A 21,704-nucleotide genomic window follows, 5' to 3' on the forward strand; every position below is an offset into this window, starting at 1 on the left:
AGGAATCTTCGGGGGAACTACGTGACGGTCGACAGCTGAACTCAGATTGTCCACAGCTCATCCGTCGTCACCGAGAGCGTGGTGTCCCCGACGGCGGGGAGATAGGTGATCGTCTTACCGCCGCCCCGGTGACGTGACACCGCGGTAGGGCCCGGCATTCTCACAGAGTAGAAGCGCAGAGCTCCGAAGTCCGACAACTTTGTGAGCGTGTCGCGGGCAATGCAGCAACTTCAGTGGAATTTCGACAGAAACACTGAGCGAGCGAGGACACATGGACAGACGCGGAAACGCGCTGAGGTGCGGTTTTCCGGGAGACGCTGCGGGAAAGGAAATTCTCGTCGGTGATCGCGCACAAATGTCGAGTGACGAGGGGGGAGCCTGTTCTGACGGTGAAGGTGACGGATGTTGTCCTGCGCCATTGTGAAGTGACACGCGGGTTGTTGAGACTTCCCATCGGTATGTCAGTGCTGCGAACTGGCGTTTTCCCATCCGTGTCAGTGGGTTTTCCCGTTCGATGTCAGCGAGGTCCGGTTCGAGCCTGATCCGGGATGTGAGACTTCCACGTGCCTAGAGTCTTCTCCAACGCCTGCTCTGCGGCCGCGACCAGCGCGGAGAGTCGTTGCCGCCGCGCACATGTGACCGGAGGGCCGCCGGTTGCCCGAGGTCCCGACCGGCTCTCGCTGGGCGCGGAAACGAGCACGCGATGTCAGCAGTGGACCGCATCAGATGTCAGCAGCATCTGGTGCGGGCCGGTCGTCGAGCTGGAGAAGTGCCGACCGCAAGCCACCACAGAAACGTCACGTGACGTTTTTGTCTGTTCACTGGAGACCCGCCGATGATTGCCGGCGTGCCACCAACCTTTCGCAAGGGTGGATGACACTTCCATTCGGGCTCATCGGCTGACAATTTCGCACGACCCCTAAACGAGTCCGCCCTCGAACTCGCCTGCCTCTGGTCGAACTCGACCACCAGAGCGAAGCCAGTCCAGGTCACGGCTCAGCCCGTTCAGGCTGCTGTTCCGGCGCGGAGCCCAGGCGATCTACCATCACCGACCCGGTACCCCTCGATGACGACCTGCGAGCGTGGAAACTGCGCGCGCCGAGTCACACCACCCCAGATCGGTGGCAGCGATGGAGAACCTCCGCGAGGCGGCCGAGGCTGTAGCAGTTCCCCGGTAGGGTCACGGGCAACTACAACCGGCTTAAGGTTTAATGCATGCAGTAATGCGGCACTTAATGCGTGCATTAAGGCTCACCGTAGGGCGGCTGCAGCGACCGTGAGCAACGAATGCGAGGCTAGTCCAGCCAGCCCAGTCCGCCGGCGAGGCCACGGCGAAACGGATATACCGACACGGGGCTTGAACGCTCTGGCCGCGTGTGGCGTCCAGATTCGCCCATTCGCCGCCACCACACCTACTGGCGACCCTAGGCGTTGCTGTCACGATCATCGGCCTGGTTCTCTTCCCGACGCAGACAGAATTTGTCCCGTTGGCCAAACATCAGACTGTCTTGAGTACTACCCAACACGACCGCCGACACTTCACGGACCGCTTTCGTTCCGGTCTCCATCCATCATCCACGGGGCCCCGTTCACACTCCCAACTACGCCTGTTATGACACGTCGGATTCATTGCTAGATCGCTTGGGGACAGACTGCTATCTGACCTTCTTCACTGGGGTGTCGATCAGCCTCACTACGCTGCATTTAACCAGTTCAGATATGGTTACTGCGCACATTAATGCACGGTCTAATGCATGTCGTACTTGATCCGATGCTCCACACCACACGACCCGAATTACTGCCACAACTGTCGTTGCACTTACGGTTGCCCGTGCGTAGCACCACACATGTTGAAACATGCTTCGCATTAGTACCCTTCACACGTTCAGCCGCAGCTCCCAACACACGGTCTGCATTAGTGGTGGCCGTGACATGCCAATCAGTGCGCCTTCTACGTTCTGCCGCAGAGGACAACGCACACCGCGACGTACACCATGACTTAGCGACCTACACAGTCCGCACACTAGATGACTCACTGCGTGTCGCTATGCGCAATGCCGCATGGCAGGCACTACGCTGTCGCACATACCTCGCACTGTGCTGAGTGCTACGACTCGCCATAGCGCTCAGGCAATACCCCAACGGAAAGCGGGAAGTTATGTATGAAGTAACACAGCAACTAGCGCACGAGCTACAGCGTGTAGTCGCGTTCGCCAACGGGAAGGGGGGCGCAGGCAAGACATCGACATCAGTGAACTGCGCCGGCCTCGCAGCGGCAGCTGGATGGCGCACGCTACTTATCGACCTTGACCCCCAGGGCAACGCTGGGGAAGATCTCGGCTACAACCAAAAAGGTCTTACGGATAACGGGCAGCGCTTGCTCGACTCATTGGGAACCGGCCAAAAACTTCAGCCTGTCATCCGCGACGTACGTCCGAACCTCGACGTCATCCCCGGCGGTGATGCACTCGATGACCTCGAGTCCATACTCATCGGGCGTGCACAGCGGGCTAAGAAGGTCCACTTGACGCTGGCCGAGGCGCTAGCTCCAATCGCCGGCGACTACGACCTGATCATCTTGGACACGCCTCCCACACGACCCAGCCTGCTGCAGGTTGCGCTGGGCGCAACGCGGTGGATCGTCGTGCCGACGAAGCCGGACCGGGCCAGCATTCTTGGCCTGGGCGCACTCGCGACGCAACTGAATCATGTTCGCGAGTTTCATTCCGGTATTGACGTTCTAGGCGCAGTCCTGTTTGACGTGTCTACATCTGCTAAGGCCGTACGGCGCAACGCCGTTGCAGACATCACGAATGCGCTCGGCGGCGCAGCTCCTCTGTTCGAGTCAGTGATCCGTCACACCGAGACTTGCGCAGTACAGTCACGCGAAGAGGGAAAGCTGATTCACGAGCTCGCCGAGCAGGTGGAAGACGCCGAACCCTATTGGAAGGCACTCAAGGAGGGGCGTAAGCCCACCCGTGTGGCAGGCAGCGCCCCGGCACTTGCAGAAGACTACGTACTCCTCTGCCAGGAGATATTGCAACGAATCGCGCACCTTGAGTCCACCGGCGTGGGAGAGGAAGCAGTGTGACTGAACGGACACCGTTGGCCGCAGTTCCAGGCCTCGCCCGCACTAGTTCGCTGCCCGCGCCGCCACCGCGCCGCACCAGATCTGACCAGAGCGACGCACGGCCGTCCTCAACCGAGGTCCGCAGTGCGCCTCTAGAGCCTCCCAAGGTCCAGCGTCAGCCACCAAAGTCTGAGCGGCAACCTAAACGAGCCGAGGACCAGACCGCGAATATGACCGTACCGGTCACGCTTTCGCTACCTGTGACCCTGGTACAGCGCCTCAAGCGATATGCCAAAGCCCACGAAGCACCGTACGCGAGCGTCGTCATGGATGCGATCGTGTCCAACCGTGATCAGCTCGCCCTCCTTGTCTCGCGACTCCGTCCAGACGAAGAGTCGGACGGGATCTTTGTAAGGACAACACCGCGAAAGATCGAGGACCGTACTACGATCTCCTTCCGCACACGAAGGGCAAATGTGTCTGCGCTCGACGAGCTGGCAACAAGCGATGAGATCCTCGCGGAGAGCCGATCTCAGCTTTGCCATGCTGCTCTGGACGCATTTCTCCCATAGGGTCCATCCCCCGGGGCACAATCATGCGCGGGCGCGAGATCGAGGGATGACGGAGACGAATCAGGGTGGATCCCGGTGAGCGAGTGCAGAACTTCGTCCTTCGCGGTACAGGGCTCTCAGGGAACGTGCCGCCGCCTGCATGGGTTCCTCAGGCTGTCACACGTCGACCCAGCTCGGACTGACGCGATCGGCGACCTTGTTCGGCAGCACTCGTGTTTGTTCAGGGGTGGCGCCATCGGCGCTCGGGGTGGCGATGGCGCAGCACTATCGGATCCGTGTGATGCTGTCCTCATCGCCGACGCACATCCGGATAATTTTCGCGCGGCCCGCGTGTCGACCCATTCGGGTGGTGTGCCGGGCATCGAATCGAGCGGCACGTGCCCGCACCGCCAGTGAGGGGACTGAAGGCTGTGGCCGCGCCGCGTCACCGGGCGAACTGCAGACGGAAGTTCTCCTCGTTCCTATGCGGGGCCGCCGTTGTCGCTACGGCTGCTGGGGTCGTCCGACAAACGGCGCCGTTTCCGCCATTTGGCTCGAATGGAGTCCGGCGCGTGTCGGGCGATTGCAGATCCGGTCCTGGCCAGGTGTTTGGCAAGCCGCCCACGACGTTGGCTGTGTATTTCTTCGTCCACAGGTAAGGGGCGGTCCGCGGGATCGTTCTCTCGTTGGTTGACCCGTTCGAGTTCGGGATCAGACTGGAACAGCGTATCGCGCTGTGCGAACGAATTGACCTCTTCCTCTTCACTATCAGGTTCTGGAGGGGGGTAGGGGAACAAGGCAGCCCAGGCTTCCTGCTCGGGCGTAAGTTGCTTTGGCGAGTCGTGTTCGGGCCGGTGTCCGGTGATCGTCTCGGCGAGGACGCGTTCCGGTTCGGGCCCCGCCGTCTGTGGGCTGCTGGTACCAGCAGGGGCGTCGTCCTGGAATGTCGGCGGGTTCGGCTGTTCTGTGGCAATCTCCTGCCGCAGCTGAGCGAGCCGCCGGGTCGAGACATGGCTCAATGCGGTACCCACGATCGCATGGGCAAGGTCCTGGGCCTCGACATTGCACGGCAACGTCACGGTCAGTGTCGCCAACGCGTTGAGTTGCGCTCTTCGTCGCGTCTCTTCTACCGGGTAGCGTCCGCCCGCAGCCACCCATTGTTCGTCGAACCACTCCCAGGTAAAGCGTGGGTCGCCGTCGAGTGCATCAATTTCGGCGGCGAGTTGCTTCCGAATCTCATCACTATCGGGGATCTTCTCCCGCTCGATGACATTCTCGATGATCTCGTCGAGTGTGCCGAGCCCTTCCATCCGATCGAGCGCGTCCAGGAACCGATCTGCCCCGACGAACTCACCGGGAATGGGTGCCGAAGCGGAAAGCCTCCCGACGTGGGGTGTCTGCCCTGTGAGCCTTCCTGGGTTGAGCGCCTCCTGGGCTCGGGTGACGGCCACGTAGGCAAGCATCAGCTCGTCCCGCAGGATCGCGGGATCGTCGCCTGCGGCAGCGCTGTCGACCGCAGCCGCCAGGTCCTCATCGAGGACGACGTGCCCCCATTCTCGACCCTTCGCCTTATGAACTGTCGCGACGACCAGATCGGCTTGATCTTCATCCACGGTCCGTTCGAGGGCGCGACGCAGCGCGGGCACTCCATGCTCCTCGATCAGCTTCACCAGTACTTTCCAGTCCGTGGCGTCGGGCGAGTCCTTCGTGTACTGCACGACCTGCTGCCAGGTGGCGAACATCGCGAGGTCCCCTGTGCTGGCGTCCTTCCCGTTCTGCAATCGTTCGGCGTCAGCGCAGAATGCGATGGCGTATCGCTGGTCGCCCATGAGATGCACTTTGCGGCCGGCCCGTTGACCGGCCATGACGTGTTCGAGGGCGCGACCGTTTGTGCGGGTGAGGATCGCGTCGGACGTCGTGAGCGTGCGGTCGACGCGGGAGTCCATTGCCGGGTTTCCGGTCAGTCGCATGTCGTCGCCGAGGCGGGCGAGTAGTTGGTTCGCCTCGTCGGCGATCGCCTGCCCGAATCTCCAAGATTGGGTCAGGCGTCCCTCGACGGATCCGGGGATCGCGTCGTCGGTCATGAACGAGGTCGCTCCGGTGAAACGGTAGATCGCCTGCGCGGAGTCGCCGACGACGACACGTTGGAGGTGATCCTGCTCGGCGATGATTCCGGCGAGGACCGGGCTGGTGTCCTGTGCTTCGTCGAGGAACAGGGCGTCGCCGTTGTGCGCTATGCGAGGATGCTCGAGCGCCCAGAGTTTGAGGTAATGGCCGTGGCCGAAGGTCAGGGCATTGCCGTGCGGATTGGTGAGGTCTGCCCAGCCTCTATGGGCATGGGGAAGGACGATGTCGATGAGTTGCTGATGGCCGGTTGCGCCGACGCCAGCCATGATTGGAACATGCTGGGGGCCTATGGTGTCGTCGGCTGTCTTGCAGAAGTCGTCAATGGTCCGTAGGGCATGACGAGTGAGCTGATACGCGCTGAGCTGACGGGGGCGGCCGTCGTAGCCGGTTACATTGGCGTTCCGGATGCCGAGGCTCTCCTGAGTGAGGTAGAAGGGAACGCGCTTGACGGTGCGCATTTTGTCGAGGAGACGCGCGTGCCGAGTGTTACGGATCCCGCGGTTGGCGAGGGCATGGGCGGTGGAACAGGTGACGAGTCGGGGGAACCTGCGCTGGGCTTCGACGGCAATGCTTTTGTTGAAGGCGATGTAGAGGCCGAGGCGGCCCTGCTCGCTAAGGATGTCGGCGAGTTGTAGGAGCGTGGTGGTCTTGCCGGTGCCTGCACCTGCGCGGATGCGGAGATCCCGGCCGGTCCAGAAGAGGTCGTGAATGTGGAATTGTTCGGCGGTGGGCGACTGGTGGGGCATGTGTCGGTGACTGGGCGCCGGATCGCCAGATTCTGCGCTTCGCGAGTTTGCCCCTGATCCGTCTGTGGTGTCAGGGTGGTGGCTCGCACCAGCGAGAACTGTCGCGGGGCCACCCTCCTGCGTGATTCGTGCTGCCGCCTCGGCGAAGGTTTCAGTCACCAAGTCGCGTGTCAGACGGCCCGTGCGCAGATTCGTCTTGTTGTACACCTTCGGCGAAGGGTGTGGACACCACAGCGGAGGTTCGAGGTGTGCGAACGAGCTGTTGGATTTTCCGACCTCCGCTGCGCGCCAAGCGTTCAGCGCTTGATTTCCCATCAAGATCACGACCTCGGGCGCCGGGTCGAGTAGTTCGAGGAACTCCAGCAGGTAGGGGCGGGCACGACGTGCTTCACTCTCAAGGTCACGACCATCACCGACTCGCCATGGCACCACATTCCACGGCAGGTAGTGGCGGTAGGACAGTCCGGAATCCAGGCACGATTGGTAGACGTTGCGGGCAGTACGGTCGTTGTTGTGGAGGCTGATGAATCCTGATTCACCGTCGGCAGCATTCGATGGATCCTGAAGAAGCATCAACACCCGTGCCCCCTCGGCTGCGGCATCAGGATCGAAGTACGGGATCGACTCGCCCGTTCGCTCTCGCAACTGGTCAACCCACCGGTTGAGTTCGCCGACAGAACCGACGTACCGCCGCTCGCGTCGCTCGACAATATTCTTCTGCGTTGTGTTGCTGAGCAACTCGCCGCGCACGTGGGCAATTGTGTTATAGATCGTCACGACGGTCACCTTCCGCTGAACGTGTCAGGCTACCGCCCACGCCAGACTGGGTGGCCGCTAACCCAGGTTCGTACCGTGACGATCCTGACGCAGCTAGGAAGTTGGATCCGGTGGTGGAAGCAGCGTATCGGGGAAGCGGTAGTTGCAGCCGATGTCGTTGGTGGAACCGTTACCTTCGTTCTCTTGGATCCAGGTCACGCAGGTGTGCGCGAGCAGGGTGACATCGCGGCTGAACAGGTAGCCGTCCGTGCAGTCCTCGAAGTGGTCATCGAAATACCACTGCTCGAGTACCAGATCGTCGGTCGAGTAGTCGACCAGGAGTAGATGCCCGAGTTCGGTCCGCGAACGTCGCAGCATCAACACGCCGCCGGCGAGCACCTGGATCTGGGCGCACACGACGTCTTCGTCCTCATCGTTCTCTTCGCCGGTGACGTAGTTCCGGGGGCCGACTTCGAGAATGAACCCGATGGGCTTGTCGGCAAGGGATTCAACCAGCCAATCGGTGGTCTCGTCCCACGACAACCCGGAGGGATCGCTGACGTCGTCGGCCGACTCCTGGCCTGGAGTGGACCACTCGTGCCCGCAATGGCCGCACCGAAATTCTGGTGGCCAGGCTCCGGAGTCGTCGACAGGGATGACGCAGCCGGCCGCGATCGTGCCCGGTGGCGGCGGTCCCGGCGGCATCCCCCACTGGATTCGGATGGTGTGATGGCGTTCGCATTCCGGGCACGGCGGCCGTGAGCGAAACATCACATCCATCACCGTCGGGCCGAACGGGTCGTGTAAGTCAGCGTGGCAGGACTCGCAGACCTCCACCGCCAGATCTAGATCCGGATGATGCGTGTATCCCATGTCTTTGGCGTCCTCGGCGTTGCACATGTGTTGCTGCAGCTTCTCCGTCCCGCCTCGCCCGAGGTTGTCGAAGACCTCCGTGCCGCAGCACACGCAGGACGGCAGACCGGTGCTGATGATGTCGAGGTATCGGCCTGCAAAGCCAGTGCGCAGACCCTCTGCGCAACCGGTGGTGTCTCGCAGGTGCCAGGGCGTAAAATGGGTGCGTTCGGCCTCGTAGGCGTCCATCCATCTATCAGCGAAGTCGGGGTCGAGGGTGACGGGGGCGGCCGGCGTGGGTTCACCCATGCGCTGCTCAATCCCGGGGATCGATACCATCTCGGCGCCGGCGCTGTCCTCGGTCTCCCATCGGTCGTCCGCCGAGCTGGAGGTGAGCGTTTCGATATTCAGGACCCCCGGCTCCCGTGCAGGTACGACGACGATGAGCGTGTCACCGGCGTCGTAGTCCGGTGGTAACTCCCAGATGGGTTCGGTGGCGAAGGCGATGTCGTCGGGCGCGAGATAGCTGTCGATTGCGTCCCGCCGTGGCGAGACTCGGCACAGGTGGACCCGCGGTTTCCGGATGTGTGCGCTCATGTCCCTGAGCATGCCACCGAACCACGACATCATGCGGCTGTATGCGGTTGGGTAGAATCTCTAGTGATTTCAGAGAGACTATTTGAGATCTCTAGATGTCATGCCAATCTGCATGTATTCTCTAGAGATCGCTAGCAATCAACACGATCCCTCGGAGGTGCGGCATGCAGATCACCGTGAGTTTCGACCCAGAAGTGGACTACGCAGAAGATGTCGCTGAGCGAGTGGCCTGGGCATACGGGTATCAGTCCGTCGAAGATCTACTTCCCTCCGAGGATGGGGACGACGGTGACGGGAACGGCGACTCGGGTGGCCTGGACGGGTGGACAGCCACGAAGATGAAGAAGTTCGCCCTAGCACTGAAACCCACCGCGCGGAAGGTGCTTCGAGCGATCGCGGAAGGCGCTCCGGAAACGACGGTTGAGTCCATTCAGTCGACCACGGGACTCGAGCCCTCCGCATTCGCGGGGTCGATGTCCTCATTCGGGTACGCGGTCAACAACACCCGCGGTGTCCGCGACAAGCCGTACACGAAAAATGGCCAGGTGTACAGCATGACCGCGCCGATCGCCGAGCTGGTGCTGCGGGTTCTGGACGACAATGGCCTGTGATGGGTTCAGCGTTTGGCGATCCGGTGATGACGAGACGAAAAAAGCATCGACTGGTGTCGAGCTTCAGCTCACCCTCGTTTCAAAACGGTAGCCGTTCTTCAGGTGTGGAGGTCTCGCTGGCTACCGCATCCAGGAGATGGGACGGTAGCCCCCTTGGCCGGGGTCTCATTCGTGCTCGTGGGGTCTGGATCAGGGCAGGGTCGCGGAGAAGATGCCGTGGACGAGAGCATGATCGCTGCCGGCCGCAAGGGCGTCGTCGTAGTCGTAGTTCATCAACAGAACGCGCAGATGAGCGCTGATCCAAATCGTGTCGTAGCGCCGGGGTGTGCCCGGCGAGGTGCTTGTACGTCCAGTGTGGTGTGAGATCGCCAGAGGGCCTTCGGGGCGTTGTTTTCGAATGCTTTCGAGTTCGGCTGGGTGATCGTCGAGCCAGCAACGGAACGCGTCGTCGAGAGGATGTGTCGGTGTGCCGCCGAACACTATGTCGTCGCCGGGCTCTCCGTTCAGCTTGGCCATACCGGTGTGCCAGTGCGTTCGGACGGCCTCACGGTTGGGGTGATCGATGTCGGGAGTGTTCATGTCCGCACCCACGACGATCGGCCCGTCGACGGTGGCCAGCCATCGCGACAGTAACTGTGCCTGCTCGACTTTCTTCAGTTTCCAGTTCACACCGGGCGGGGCGTGATAGGACACCGCGGTGAGAGGCCCGATGTCGGTGTCGAGAGTGACCACGATGATTCGTTCCGGCAGGGGAGCGTCGATGATGAGCCTCGCCGTAAGGGGCCGCGAACCTCGTCCGAGCACCGCGACAGGCAGGGGCCATCTGCGGCCCTCGCGCGGCATCATGATCGCGAGATCGTCTGTGCTGACGGCCCAATCGAAACCTGCCTGTTCGGTGAACGTGCCGAGCGATCGGGGGTTGGCCTCCTGGACCAGGAGCAGGTCCAGATCCAGGCGTCGGGCAAGTGCTGCTTGTCGGTGCGATCGGTCGTCCACCGCATTGTTGAGGTTCCATGTCGCCACATGCAATGTCTGTTCTGGTTGGCTCACCGTGTCCTCCTCCGCTGCGACGGTCTTCAGGTGCGGGGCAAGGCGTCACGACAGCGCGGCAACGATTGCCTCCGCCCATCTGACGTGCACCATTCTCCGAGGATGGCACACCGCAGCGTCGCTGGGGTGACGAACGCTTGAGCGTGGAGTGAGCAGGCTGGGCGCGTGAAGGCGTTGCCGAGAACGCACACCGTGGTTTGTGGTGTTGCTGCTGCGGAGCTTCCACAATCCTGGCGCTGTCGGAGAGGTTCGGCAGCGTACTCGCATGACGATCGACCAGAGTCTCAGGCCTCGAGAGCTGCCCGCAGCTGCTGTTACAGGCGGCGTGGCGGTGTTCCCGGTCCTGTCGGACGGGGTGGCGGCGCGGCCGGTCGATGACCGAGCGCTGGTCCGAGGGCACCCGCCGCACCTACGCCTCGGCATAGCGGCGGTTCGAGCGCTGGTGCCGCAGTCAGGTGCCGACGCCGCGACCGTCCACGCCCACCTGTCCGGAACCGCGCCCGCACATCCTTCCGCCGCCGAAGCCACGCCCGCGGCCGAGCCGCCCGACAGCTATCCGATCGACGACGGCCGTGTCCTCGATCCGTACTTCTACGAACGGGGCACCGCGGCCCGCCGCAGCGCCCACCACGAGTTGACCGACGTCACCGACCTCCTCGACGAAATCGAAGACCGCGCCGACAACCCGCTGGCCGAGCTGGACGGAATCCTCAACGACATGCTCTGAGTGCCAGGCCGAGCTCAGCCCATTCGATATCCTGGTGTGGCCCGGAGGAAGATCTGACGTGAACGGACGTGCCCGCATGGCGATAAATGAGCGGCTCTACGACGACAGCAACTTTCTGCCGATTGGAACGCCCATGCCACCCCCAGCCACCGCTGGTGTTGTGCTGTTTCAACTGAAACTGAGCAACGCAGACCGAGCGACACAATCCGCGGGTATCGCCGAGTGGCTCTGCGATCACACGCCATCGGCCGGCCTCGTCCGCAGCCTCCACCGCAGCGGTTTCGGTCACCTCGTCGACGGAGGAAACGACCCGCAACAGTGAGGCGAATGGGGGATTGCGAGCCGTCCTCATGCGCAACACGGTGTGTCCGAGCGCACCTCGGGACGAAGCGCTCTACTTCGGCCGCTGTCACGTCGATGCCATCGCGGTTGCGCCAACTAGTACTGAGGAGTGAACACTGCCGAACAGCGACGTACCAATTCTCTTCGCCGACGACGGTCCGCCTCCCCGTGGCGAATACGTACTTGGTCAGGGATTCTCGCGCGACATGATCGCTTGCAGGCGGTTGGTGCCAGACGCTCGTATGTGGCCTGCAGAATTGGATGAAGGATCGGAGGACGGCAGCCGGCGGCGCATCGATCGACGATCCCTATTTAGGATCGCGGAACGCGCTGGGCAGGACACCGCCGATGCCTGGGCTGCTGCCCAGTTGTATGCAGCTATCGCAATCTGGGGAGCTCCGCCCGGGCGACCTATGGTGCGGGCGCTACGCCCGCTTGCGCAGGACGCCGCACCAAAACGGTTCGCAGAGGCCCTCCAGGTCGTGCGTGGTGAAGGACCTGAGAGTGCGTACAAGGCCCTTAGCTATCGCAGTAGGTTGTGGATAAATGGCTTGGGTCCGTCGTACTTCACAAAGTTTCTCTACTTCGGCGGTTATGGGGCAAAAAGACACATGCCGCAGCCGTTGATCATGGATGACAACGTAATCGCTGCACTCAATATCGTGACAGACGAGCCGTGGCAAGCATCTTCGGAACACTACGGCCGATACCTCGACTACGCGGCCAGCTGGGCGTCCGAGCTTGGAACGGCTGATGACGTTATCGAGAGAAGGCTGTTTCAGATCGGCGAGTAGTGCGGCGGCCTTTGCTTCCCGAGGAACTGTCGCTCGTCCGCGTGGCGCGAGCAGTCGGAGTTACTTTTCGATCGGCTCAACGGTCGGATTGGGCGGCTCGCCTGGCGAGGGGGTTCCCTGCATGAAGGTCGGATCGCTCAACTGTTCATTGTTCTTCGGCTGACGGACCAGAATGGAACCCAGCAATCCGACGAGGCCGACGGCGGCAAGGGGCCAGCCCAAGGCCTGCCGGAAGGCCCGAGTCGACTCGCAGTCCGCGACGAAATGCTCGTCGGAGTCGTATGAGGTCATCGTATTGCGAATCGCAATCAGGTTGTCCGCCTGCTCTGCTGTATCGAGATCGAAACCGATCGCGTGCCCGCACATGATCTTTCGATCGGAGATCTCGTCCTCGCCGGCGTTGATTGTCCAGAACAGGGTGAGGAAGCCAGCGAACAGTACAACGGAGCTAACCGTGCCAATGAAGTGCCTGAGCGACATGCGAACCTCTCAACCCTCGCGCGCAAGAGTTGCGCGGAGCTAATTGATAGCACACCGCCTAACGTGCAGAGTGTCTGACACTACAAGTACCGCCATCCGGTCTGCACTGGTATGCCGATTTATGACGGGCGGGGTTGCAGTAAGACACCTGTTTTGGCTCAGTGGCCCTGGCGAGATCGCATCGTCTGCACCAGTTGTTCGCCAGATCGTTGAGTCGCCGCGGCGACTTCGAACTCAAAGAAGGTGGCGAGCATGGAACTTCGGTGGCCTCGGTTCATCCTCGATCGCGGGTGGCCACCTGGGTGGTTAGGAGCTTCGCCTGTAGATGCCACGAAGTCCGAGCTCTACGCGGTCGTATGGCACTATGACGCTCGTGACCAGACAGTTCCATATCGAGGACAGAGCACGTGGCCGGATTGTCGCCACTGGTGAGATTGATGCAAGCGACCATGTCATCTGGGATGAGACAGAGACCAGTGTGAAAGAGGAACTCTCCGACCTAGCAGAGCAGATCCAGCAGGACATCGCCGCCGGGTATAACGGCGGTCAATTACGACCCCCTCTCGAGTGGTTCGAACTGTAGAAGACCACCTCGTCATCAACCGCTGCCAACGGGGCCCGAGCCGATGAGATCCGCGTGACATCGCCCCCGGGATGTTCTCGTCGGGGCTCCCTGGTCGCGACTCAGCCGGTAGGTGCTCAGATCAGTGCGCGATCCGATGGAAATCTCTCGGCGTTGGGCGGCGTTTACGCTTGACGCACATCCATCCGAACAAGGAGTGACGTGTCGGAGACGCTCAGTGACAAGGATGCCGCCGCGGCGGTGTTTGCCTATCTCGGATCGATCGAACCGCAGGGCCGTGGGCGTACCCACAAAACGGAAACGCCCGGGCACCTCGATTTCAGTACCGACAAGGTCCGGGGCAGAATCGTCCGGTCCGATTCCCACCTGACCAAGGAGCAGCTGCATCCAATCGTGCGGACGCACACCGACGACAACCGGAGCGGGAAGGCTGTGATGGTGTTCAGCACCGCTGACGTTTCCATCAGGCGGCGAGATCTCCCATGGTGGCCGGTCTTTCACATCGCGTCGGACCGCACCATCACACCGATGAACAAGCGGGCCGTGGTCGTGCACCGGAGGACCCCCGAGATGGTGGCACAACGGAGGTCGCCGCGACTGGGTGGCCGAGCTGAGCGCCTCGTTCATCCGGGTCGCCGCATCCTGAAAGGAATGGGGGCCAGCAGAATCCTGGGATGGACGTTGTCGGCCTTGCTCGTCGTCCTCCTCATGATCGCTGCGCTCACCGCCTTGGGAGCCACGAGCGGCGCAATCCGCACGACGGGAATCATCGTCCTGGTCGTCCTCGGCGTGGCCGCAGTGTGCATAGTTCTCTCCATCGCCGAACACGTTGGGCTGTTCCGCGACAAATAGGCGGTGTCCAGCCGCTGCAACGTCATTCGTTCGATCGACACGAATGACGTTGGAGCGGTATCGCTATCCGGTGAGGTTGGCGAATGGGCGCTTGGCATGGTCCGAGGAGAACTCGGCGATCAAGTGGCGCTTGAGGGCGCGAGCGTTTGTGTCCGCGGTGGGCTTCCACCCCACTACCAGTTCGTCGCTGTCGGCGAGCTGCCAGATATACCGTCCACCCCAGTGTCCGATCGGCTCTCCGGTCCCGTGCCGTCGGTACTCATCGAGCCTCATACGGAGGCCTCGGCGGCCGGTAGCGCCTCCATTGGCTTTGCCGAGGTACACCACGGGCGAGCCCGGAACCCAGGAGTCTTCCAGCGTGGCGACGGGAACCGACGGGTCTTTCCTTTTGAACCAGCCGGCCGGACTCACCTGCCGGAACTCCGGATCCGTTTCGGACACTCGGAGCACTACGTGCACACCGGGGTCAGTGGGAACCTGCGACGTCGGCAACTCGCTGAACCGAACGAATCCCGGAAAGCCCGCGTCGATCAGGGCGTCCTGTGTCCATTTCACGATCACGTATCGTGCACCTACCCTCTGACAGGTTCTCGCCGGGCCGGCAGTGCGGTAATCGAGGGACGCAGAACTTCGCCCTCCGCGGTACCGGCGGCCATCCCAGGGAATGTACCGCCAGCCAGATGGCGTGGTCGATGGATGGTGGTGGCGCGTCCGCGACGACACGGCATGAAACCGGCCTCGGGTACGGTTTGCTTTCCGCGGTAAACGACGTGGTTGTTGCGGGCCGATCGTATTGCCCCGGCAGGTGACGCGCTGCGCCGCACGAGCGGTGTGTGCCCGGTAGTTGTTACGGCTTCGAGAAGGTGAGATAGCTATGAGTTCCGGTCCTGGGCCTGTGCCTGACCCCGTCGCGGGATCGCAGCGACGGCCCGCGCTGTCGCCGCGCGAGCTGGAAATTCTTCGTCTGTGGCTGCGCAGCGAATCGAGGGCCGTTGCCGCATCCGAGCTGGGAATCAGATTGGGCACGATCCAAACCCACCTGACCCGGATCCGGGCGAAGTACGCCGCCGTCGGGCGCCCCGTTGCCGACAAGTCCGGGTTGTTGGTTCGGGCATTGCAGGACGGGTTGGTTTCTCTCGACGAGCTCTGACACTTGGGTGCAGTGGTAGGGCTCAACCGGCCTCCGGTGATGGGCCGGAGAGTCTGTCTCCTACTGGCTCGTCGACGATCGCCGAGGCCAGGTCTGGTCATCAAGCCGCGCTGCCCGCGCATTCTCGTGCGCGACAATCGCCTCCTGCCAGTCCCAGTCGGTCACAGTGAGGTGATCGCGGGTGGCTGGAGGCGGAACCCCGAGTTGGGTAGCGATGTGCGCCCACGACCTGCCTGCCTTGAGAGCCTCGATCACCGCTCGGGTGAGGAGATCTTCCATATGGACGGGACCGGAGTGGGGGTCTGGGCTGTCAGCGTCCACGCGAAAGCTTCCCGACTTGGCGTGCTCGATGTAGGCGCGTTGGGTTTTGCATCCAAAAGACTCTAACGGTCGAACCTGAATAGTGGTAAAGGACGCCGGGTGAGTTCGTTGGCCGGAGTTGTTTAGCTGCGCGGGTCCGTGGAGTTCGGTGTGGTGGCGGCGGGTTCGACGCCGACTCGGGTTCCATTCGGCCGGGGGCGTACGCAGACGAGCGAACACAACGTTAGTAACGCGCAGACCGCAGACAAGCGATACCGAGGGCATGGTCGGGGAGACCAGGAGTCAAGATATGACCAGGGCCCGTGCAATATTCGTCTTCAATGTGCGGGCGTAGTGCAGCACTGCATTCGCCTCAAAATCCCACCCCGGGTCGAGGCTCGCTGTTTGTTGGTGACTCGCACCAAAGTCCGCTTCGTCGTGGTACCAGCCGAGGAACGCCCCGAGCGAAACAGGATCCGGTCCATCGTCGCCATCATGGGCACCGAAGGCTCGGTGATATCGAAATCAGCGGCTACTCTCCGGACAAAGGGACGACGACGGTGTCGCACCGTGCCCGATGCGAGAGACGGCGTCGAGAATGCAGAACGTCGAGCTCACCCATCGCCGCTGTCGTGGCTGCCGGGATCAAGGTTCCGAACCGCAGCCGTGATCTGATCCACCGTATCAGCGTCGTCGCGCCTTCAGGAGCGGCGCAGCTATCTGTTCTCGTCTGCCCACTTTACAATCGGCTTTTGAACCCTCGCCTCGTAGAGCATGTAATACCCAACACACGCGCGGCGTTCTGGCGAGTTCGCTGTCGTCTTCATACACTCGTCACGCCAATACTCGAGATCCGAGATGGTTTCCGCAATGCTCGCGCGTGTTTCCCGGTTCGAGGGTGTCAGTCGCGAATCGAACTCCTCAAGGGTGGTCACTAGTGCGTAGATCGCCTCTGTGCAATACGCGGAAAACGAGCTGCTAGGTTCTGTGAGACAAGGCTGTATTTGATCCCTCAACGTTCCCTGGTACTCGATGACGTCCGCCTTTGTGAGTGGACCAAGAGTGATAGTCGTCGGTGCCACGCTGGGCGTCGCGGCCGCAGAACTACTGGACGTTTCATGAAGAGTGACGTCCGTCTTTGTGACCTCCAGCCGTCCGTTCACGAGCTCAACGGTGCAGGAAAACGAGAACTCCGGCATATCCGGGGTGCGTTGGGTCATTCCGGACACGCTGAACATTCCGGGGACGCCCCTTCCCGCGCCGCCCGCACCATAGCCATTCCAGAAGATGCCGTCCTCGCCGTAGCCCTGATCCTTGGCCACACGTTCTTGGCAAGCTTCAACCGCAGCGACCTCGCCTTTCGGCTGGGTATCACGGGACGATGCGTTCGCGCTGGAAGATTGAACTTGCTCCACAGGCTGATCATCAGCTGATGACCCGCACCCCACCAACGTGCCTACCGCGACGAGAATGACAGTGCTGGCGAGAAGATTCCTTCTGTTCACCAGCTGACCTTATGCGAAACCGAGTGCTCGTCAACACATGTCGATCACGTGAATGACATGGGCGGTGTTCTCTCGCTGAGCTTGAGCCCCGATGTAGATGCGACCCTCGGCGAGGGCTGTCTCGGCGCTACGGATGCTGCTCGTAGGTGGCAATGATCCCATGACCGAGCAGTCAAGTGTCATCCCGTAAGGCCATAGCAAGCTGAATGTCATTCGTCCGAATGACATTCAGCTGATCTAACAAGAATGCCTCCGAGTTCGCATAAGGGTTGGTTCTTGCCGCACCTTTCCGGCAAGCCGGACGTCAGCTGTGCCCGAGTCTTCCCGGCCGACGACGTGCGTCATGCTGAGATGGTCGACGTCCCAGCCACCGCCTTCGCTTCTTGGCGGTGGCCGCGGCCCGCTCTTCCGCTTCGATCTCGGCGTCGATCGAGGCCATGAGTGGGCGAAGGCTCGCAGGTGGCTCGAGGGACCGGAATTTTTCGCTCGCGGCCTTCGATCTCTTGAGGTGGCGGTGGTGTATGTATACGAGGACGAAGGAGATGAGCGAGCAGGGGTAACCTCCCGCCAACCACCAGCTCGATTGATGCCCGTTGAAGAGTTCGAGCAGCGCAAGACTCATGAAGATGCCGGTGAGGGTCACGAACAGCAGGTACCACCACAGGACCGTCCAGGCCTTCGCTCGCCAGTGCTCGCTCTGGGAGTGATACAGCTTCAGGTTCAAGGTGTGAACTTCGAGGTCCCGCTGAAACTTCTCGGCTTCGAAGATGAGCCGTTCCCAATAGTCGTCGTCTTCGTACATGGTGCTCCCTTCGACGTGTGTCGCCGGCAGCCCCGTCGAGGCCCCATGCACTGGTAACAGGTGCAGGGGTCTTGGCGGCTTGGGTGAGCGTTCCGCGCGCTGGCGGGGGAGTGGGCTCCTGCGTGCGGTCGAAATCTCCTGGCACGGACGGCACGGCCGCTGGTCTCAGCGATACCCCGCTCGTGGAGTCGCGTTTGCCGGTGGTCTTCTCCAGTCGATTGCAACGGTCACTGGCCCTGCGGGTTCTGCGGATGGCCGTAGATTCCGTAGGGGTCACCGGCGAGGAATGCCTGGTTCTGCGCGTCGGCGCGGGCCGCGATCCGTGCGCGTTCCTGCTCGGCCAGCGCTTGTCGGTGCTGCCAGTTCCGGTACGCCTTCATTCCGATCCAGATAGCGAGCACTGTCAGTACCACCCACCAGAACTTGATCAGCAATCCGATCGCGAACAGGATGCCGATGCCGGTCAGGATCGGATGGCTGTTGCGGTGCGGCGGCCGCCTGTATCCCTGGAAGTTGTTCTGAATGATGTTGATCTGCCCGTGGTTCGGGCCGAAGTGCATGTTCCCCATGATGCTCTCTTCTCTGGAGGAAAGGACGGACCCCGCCCCGACATCAGAATGCCGGGGCGGGGTGGTGGCTACGAGCCGAACGGTGACCTGGGCGCAGACGCCGGAGCCGGTGCGGGAGCCGGCGGAGTGGACTGCCGCACCCAGGTGCCGCACCCGTCGGTGCTGAATCCGACGTCACTGGACTTAATCGTCACTGCGGCCGGTCCGCCCTCGATGAAGTCATTCGCGATGAGTTCGTCGAAATCGCCGCTGAGGCCGGACTGCCGCTCCCAATAGCAGTAGTCCCCACCCCCGCCGGTGTAATAGGTCCCCGGCTCGATGTCGATGCCGACCCGGTAGACGCCGTCCCCGTCGATCACGGTGGCCGGACCTGCCCACGCAGCATTCGCCCCGGTAAGGAGAAGGCCGCCGACAGCGAGCGCCGCAAAAGTGGTGTTCATGATCTTCCGCATTCATTACTCCTGGAAATTCAAGTGTTGACGGGTCTTCCCGTCCGGAAAGTCCGCGCTCGCACCCGAGCCGGACAGAATGACATAAGGGTCCGACACTCGGATCCTGGTCAGCTCATCCGCTGCCAGGTGCCGCAGCGTTTGGTGGTGAACGCGACATCGGAGGCAGCGATCGTCACGATCGCCTGACCGCTCTCGTTGCCGTTCGCGAGAATGTCCGCGAAGTCCCCGGACGTGCCGCTCGAGCGCTGCCAATAGCAACCGCTACCACCCGACGTCTGATACGTGCCCGGCTCGATGTCCTTCCCCACCAGGTAGATCCCGTCCCTGGTGATCTTCGACCGTGCCGCTACCTGCTCCTTCGGCAGCAGAGCCTGCTCACGACGTCCCAGATCGGCCGAGATTTTGTCGAGTTCGGCCTGCCGGGTATCGAGCCCCCCGGAGCGCGACGACAGGGCATCCTCCCTTTGCGCGGCGGCCGTGTCGCGCTGGGCCACCTCGGCCTCGCGCTGCTCGAGTGCCGCCGTCCGCTCGGCAAGGACATCACGCTCGGTGGCCTTGGCCACCGCGGTACCGATCGCGGCGCCGGCAACCAACGCCACCACCACCGCGGTAATCCACCGCCACCTCTTCGGCGTTGCCGGTGACGTGGTCGAATCCTGCTCCGGATTCGGCAGGTTCATGTCATTCATCGTTCATCCTCAGCGCTTTGTCGAGACTGCGAGCCCGGAAGGCCCGTTCGTCGCCCCAATGAGGAGCCGCACAGAATGACAGAAGGCACCGACAAGTTCCGCCAGCGGTGGTCATGACGCCAACGCGATCGAACTTCACGACGAAGTTCGTTGAGCATCGGAGGCTTCCTCGGCTCACCTGTGTCAGTGCCATGGCCTAACGTCGGCCGGCTGTCGCCAATGCAGCCCCGATTTCGGGCGAGACGACATTTCGAATGTGAGTACCGATGGCCCGTATCACCCTGTCCCTGTGTGCGGCCCTGGCGCTGTGCGCCGCAGCGAGCACTGGACTACCCGACGTCGAACAGCCAGACCCTCCCACCGCGGTGGCAACGCCCGCGACGACCTCCGCGTCACACCAACGCTTCACCGCTGCTCTGGACTCATTAGGCCTGCGGTTCGAAACTCAGGTCTCGGCAGTTGAGGTCGGGGAGGCGACGTGCGACGCACTAGGCCGGAACGTAACTCCGTCCCGCATCGCAGAACTGCTCACGCAATCCCTGCCGATCACACCCACAGAAGCGGAACTCTTGATCCTCACCTCGGTCGACGAACTCTGTCACCTATCCTTGAATGGCGGAAAGTAGCCGAGAACCAGGCGGTCCGAGCGCTTCACTTCGACAGTCCTACGACTTGTTCATGGTGTCGCCTGCACGAATGACGCCAGCCGCTCCTTGAGATATTGTCAATACCTGTGGATGAGTGAGTTTCAGGCGACCTCCGATCCGGAGTTGGTGGGCTCGGCAGGTGAGGTGGCGGGGGTGATGTCGGTGGGTCGCTCGAGCAGTCTCCCCTTGTGGAACACGGCGCCGGCTCGGACGAGCGCGACCAGATGTGGTGCGTTGACCGCCCGCCAGCGAGCCTGGGCGGCGTCGATCAGCTTGTAGGCCATGGCAAGTCCCGCCGCACGGGATCCGGGGCCCTTGGTGACCTTGGTCCGGAGCCGCACCGTGGCGAAGGTAGATTCGATGGGATTCGTCGTCCGTAGATGCACCCAGTGCTCGGCCGGATACTTGTAGAACTCGAGCAGCACATCCATGTCGTCGGTGATCTTCTTCACCGCCTTCGGATACTTCGCGCCGTAGTCGAGTCCGAAGGCCTTGATCGCCACTTGCGCCTTGTCAATGTCCTCGGCGTTGTAGATTTCCTTCATCGCCGCGAGCGCCCCGGGATGTGCCGACTTCGGTAGCGCAGCAAGAATGTTGGCCTGCTTGTGGAACCAGCACCGCTGCTCTCGGGTTTCGGGGAACACCTCCCGCAGCGCCTTCCAGAACCCCAGGGCACCGTCACCGACCGCGAGGACCGGGGCGGTCATGCCGCGGCGTCGGCAGTCCCGCAGCAGGTCCGCCCACGACTCGGTGGACTCGCGGTACCCGTCGGTGAGCGCGACGAGCTCCTTGCGTCCGTCCGCGCGGACACCGATCATCACTAGCAGGCACAGTTTTTCCTGCTCGAGCCTGACCTTGAGGTGGATGCCGTCGACCCACAGATAGACGAAGTCGGTGCCGGAGAGGTCCCGATCCTGGAAGGTCTTGGCCTCGTCCTGCCACTGGGTCGCCAACCGGGTGATCGAGGCCGCCGAGAGCCCGGCACCCGATCCGAGGAACTGCTCGAGTGCCGGACCGAAGTCGCTGGTGGAGAGCCCGTGCAGGTAAAGCAAGGGTAGGACCTCGTTCATCTGCGGGGACTTGCGCACCCAGGCCGGCAGGATCGCGGACGAAAAGCGCTGTCGCTCGCCGGTGTCCGGGTCGATACGCTTGTCGTTGACCCGCGGGGCCTTCACGTTGACCGCACCAGCGGCGGTCAGGACGTCGCGTTCGTGGTGGTAGCCGTTGCGCACCACCAGGCGGCGACCGTTCTCGTCGACTTGATCAGCGAACTGTTCGATATAGGCGGCGACCTCTGCCTGCAGGGCGGCTGCGAGCATCTGCCGGGCACCATCGCGGACGATCTCGTCGAGCAACGATCGCCCGCTGTCGTCGTTGGACTGGTCGTTGTCGTGTACTACCGTGAGCACGGGCGTACCTTCCCAACCAGCGTTGCCGCGCTGGTCTTGATCG

General features: G+C 62.3%; 20 protein-coding genes. 9 read left to right on the top strand and 11 right to left on the bottom strand.

Translation table 11 applies throughout. The features are described 5' to 3' along the window. The first annotated feature begins 2,158 nt into the window (after window positions 1–2,158). Entirely contained in the window at window positions 2,159–3,091 is a 933-nt protein-coding gene (locus CA951_RS02800) for a ParA family protein (protein WP_087555417.1), read from the top strand. A 1,012-nt stretch (window positions 3,092–4,103) separates the two neighbouring features. Here the strand turns inward: CA951_RS02800 and CA951_RS02805 are convergent. Together CA951_RS02805 and CA951_RS45020 are read right to left on the bottom strand one after the other, a co-directional pair. Continuing rightward, a complete protein-coding gene (locus tag CA951_RS02805) occupies window positions 4,104–7,271 on the bottom strand; it encodes a UvrD-helicase domain-containing protein (protein WP_143542981.1) in 3,168 nt (1,055 codons plus the stop codon). Between the two features lie 93 nt (window positions 7,272–7,364). Then, window positions 7,365–8,699, bottom strand: coding sequence for a hypothetical protein (locus CA951_RS45020; protein WP_373413412.1), 1,335 nt, complete (start codon window positions 8,697–8,699; stop codon window positions 7,365–7,367). Window positions 8,700–8,863: 164 nt separating this feature from the next. On the opposite strand from CA951_RS45020, the gene CA951_RS02815 reads away from it, so the two are divergent. Further along, complete coding sequence (locus CA951_RS02815; protein ID WP_087555419.1) at window positions 8,864–9,310, top strand: hypothetical protein; 447 nt, start codon at window positions 8,864–8,866, stop codon at window positions 9,308–9,310. Window positions 9,311–9,499: 189 nt separating this feature from the next. Here CA951_RS02815 and CA951_RS02820 read toward each other — a convergent pair whose 3' ends face one another. Continuing rightward, complete coding sequence (locus CA951_RS02820) at window positions 9,500–10,360, bottom strand: endonuclease/exonuclease/phosphatase family protein (RefSeq protein ID WP_143542982.1); 861 nt, start codon at window positions 10,358–10,360, stop codon at window positions 9,500–9,502. 265 nt (window positions 10,361–10,625) lie between these two features. Between CA951_RS02820 and CA951_RS02825 the strand changes: the two genes are divergently transcribed. The 3 genes from CA951_RS02825 to CA951_RS45025 all read left to right on the top strand — a co-directional run bounded on the left by CA951_RS02825 (window position 10,626) and on the right by CA951_RS45025 (window position 12,223). Further along, window positions 10,626–11,087 carry a hypothetical protein gene (locus CA951_RS02825; RefSeq protein WP_143542983.1) on the top strand — a complete coding sequence of 154 codons (462 nt, stop codon included), beginning with the start codon at window positions 10,626–10,628 and terminating at the stop codon, window positions 11,085–11,087. Between the two features lie 58 nt (window positions 11,088–11,145). Further along, entirely contained in the window at window positions 11,146–11,409 is a 264-nt protein-coding gene (locus CA951_RS42640; protein ID WP_143542984.1) for a hypothetical protein, read from the top strand. A gap of 157 nt (window positions 11,410–11,566) precedes the next feature. Continuing rightward, a complete protein-coding gene (locus CA951_RS45025; protein ID WP_373413433.1) occupies window positions 11,567–12,223 on the top strand; it encodes a hypothetical protein in 657 nt (218 codons plus the stop codon). 60 nt (window positions 12,224–12,283) lie between these two features. Here CA951_RS45025 and CA951_RS02835 read toward each other — a convergent pair whose 3' ends face one another. Further along, window positions 12,284–12,703, bottom strand: a complete 420-nt coding sequence (locus CA951_RS02835; protein ID WP_087555423.1) for a hypothetical protein — start codon at window positions 12,701–12,703, stop codon at window positions 12,284–12,286. Between the two features lie 373 nt (window positions 12,704–13,076). On the opposite strand from CA951_RS02835, the gene CA951_RS02840 reads away from it, so the two are divergent. Together CA951_RS02840 and CA951_RS02845 are read left to right on the top strand one after the other, a co-directional pair. After that, complete coding sequence (locus CA951_RS02840) at window positions 13,077–13,286, top strand: hypothetical protein (RefSeq protein WP_143542985.1); 210 nt, start codon at window positions 13,077–13,079, stop codon at window positions 13,284–13,286. 201 nt (window positions 13,287–13,487) lie between these two features. After that, window positions 13,488–14,138 (top strand): hypothetical protein, encoded by a 651-nt coding sequence (locus CA951_RS02845; protein WP_087555425.1) that lies wholly within the window; start codon window positions 13,488–13,490, stop codon window positions 14,136–14,138. A 63-nt stretch (window positions 14,139–14,201) separates the two neighbouring features. On the opposite strand, the gene CA951_RS02850 is transcribed toward CA951_RS02845, so the two are convergent. Continuing rightward, on the bottom strand, window positions 14,202–14,693 hold the full coding sequence (locus CA951_RS02850) for a hypothetical protein (RefSeq protein ID WP_256973246.1): 492 nt from the start codon (window positions 14,691–14,693) through the stop codon (window positions 14,202–14,204). 319 nt (window positions 14,694–15,012) lie between these two features. On the opposite strand from CA951_RS02850, the gene CA951_RS02855 reads away from it, so the two are divergent. Next, on the top strand, window positions 15,013–15,288 hold the full coding sequence (locus CA951_RS02855; protein WP_087555426.1) for a response regulator transcription factor: 276 nt from the start codon (window positions 15,013–15,015) through the stop codon (window positions 15,286–15,288). A gap of 1,016 nt (window positions 15,289–16,304) precedes the next feature. Here the strand turns inward: CA951_RS02855 and CA951_RS02865 are convergent. The 5 genes from CA951_RS02865 to CA951_RS02885 form a co-directional block, all read right to left on the bottom strand. Continuing rightward, window positions 16,305–17,093, bottom strand: coding sequence for a hypothetical protein (locus tag CA951_RS02865; RefSeq protein WP_143542986.1), 789 nt, complete (start codon window positions 17,091–17,093; stop codon window positions 16,305–16,307). 304 nt (window positions 17,094–17,397) lie between these two features. Next, the gene (locus CA951_RS02870) at window positions 17,398–17,895 is read right to left on the bottom strand and encodes a hypothetical protein (RefSeq protein WP_087555428.1); all 498 of its coding nucleotides are present in this window, start codon (window positions 17,893–17,895) and stop codon (window positions 17,398–17,400) included. Between the two features lie 227 nt (window positions 17,896–18,122). Further along, window positions 18,123–18,464 (bottom strand): hypothetical protein, encoded by a 342-nt coding sequence (locus tag CA951_RS02875; RefSeq protein ID WP_087555429.1) that lies wholly within the window; start codon window positions 18,462–18,464, stop codon window positions 18,123–18,125. A gap of 68 nt (window positions 18,465–18,532) precedes the next feature. Then, complete coding sequence (locus CA951_RS02880; RefSeq protein ID WP_179220092.1) at window positions 18,533–18,904, bottom strand: hypothetical protein; 372 nt, start codon at window positions 18,902–18,904, stop codon at window positions 18,533–18,535. Window positions 18,905–19,023: 119 nt separating this feature from the next. After that, the gene (locus CA951_RS02885; protein WP_087555431.1) at window positions 19,024–19,605 is read right to left on the bottom strand and encodes a hypothetical protein; all 582 of its coding nucleotides are present in this window, start codon (window positions 19,603–19,605) and stop codon (window positions 19,024–19,026) included. Between the two features lie 266 nt (window positions 19,606–19,871). Between CA951_RS02885 and CA951_RS45030 the strand changes: the two genes are divergently transcribed. Further along, window positions 19,872–20,231: a DUF732 domain-containing protein gene (locus CA951_RS45030; protein ID WP_087555432.1), complete on the top strand. Its 360-nt coding sequence runs from the start codon at window positions 19,872–19,874 to the stop codon at window positions 20,229–20,231. Window positions 20,232–20,353: 122 nt separating this feature from the next. On the opposite strand, the gene CA951_RS02895 is transcribed toward CA951_RS45030, so the two are convergent. Then, on the bottom strand, window positions 20,354–21,661 hold the full coding sequence (locus CA951_RS02895; protein ID WP_087555433.1) for an IS256 family transposase: 1,308 nt from the start codon (window positions 21,659–21,661) through the stop codon (window positions 20,354–20,356). Window positions 21,662–21,704: the final 43 nt, after the last annotated feature.

The organism is Rhodococcus sp. NCIMB 12038 (genome assembly GCF_002165735.1).
Lineage (GTDB): Bacteria > Actinomycetota > Actinomycetes > Mycobacteriales > Mycobacteriaceae > Rhodococcus_F.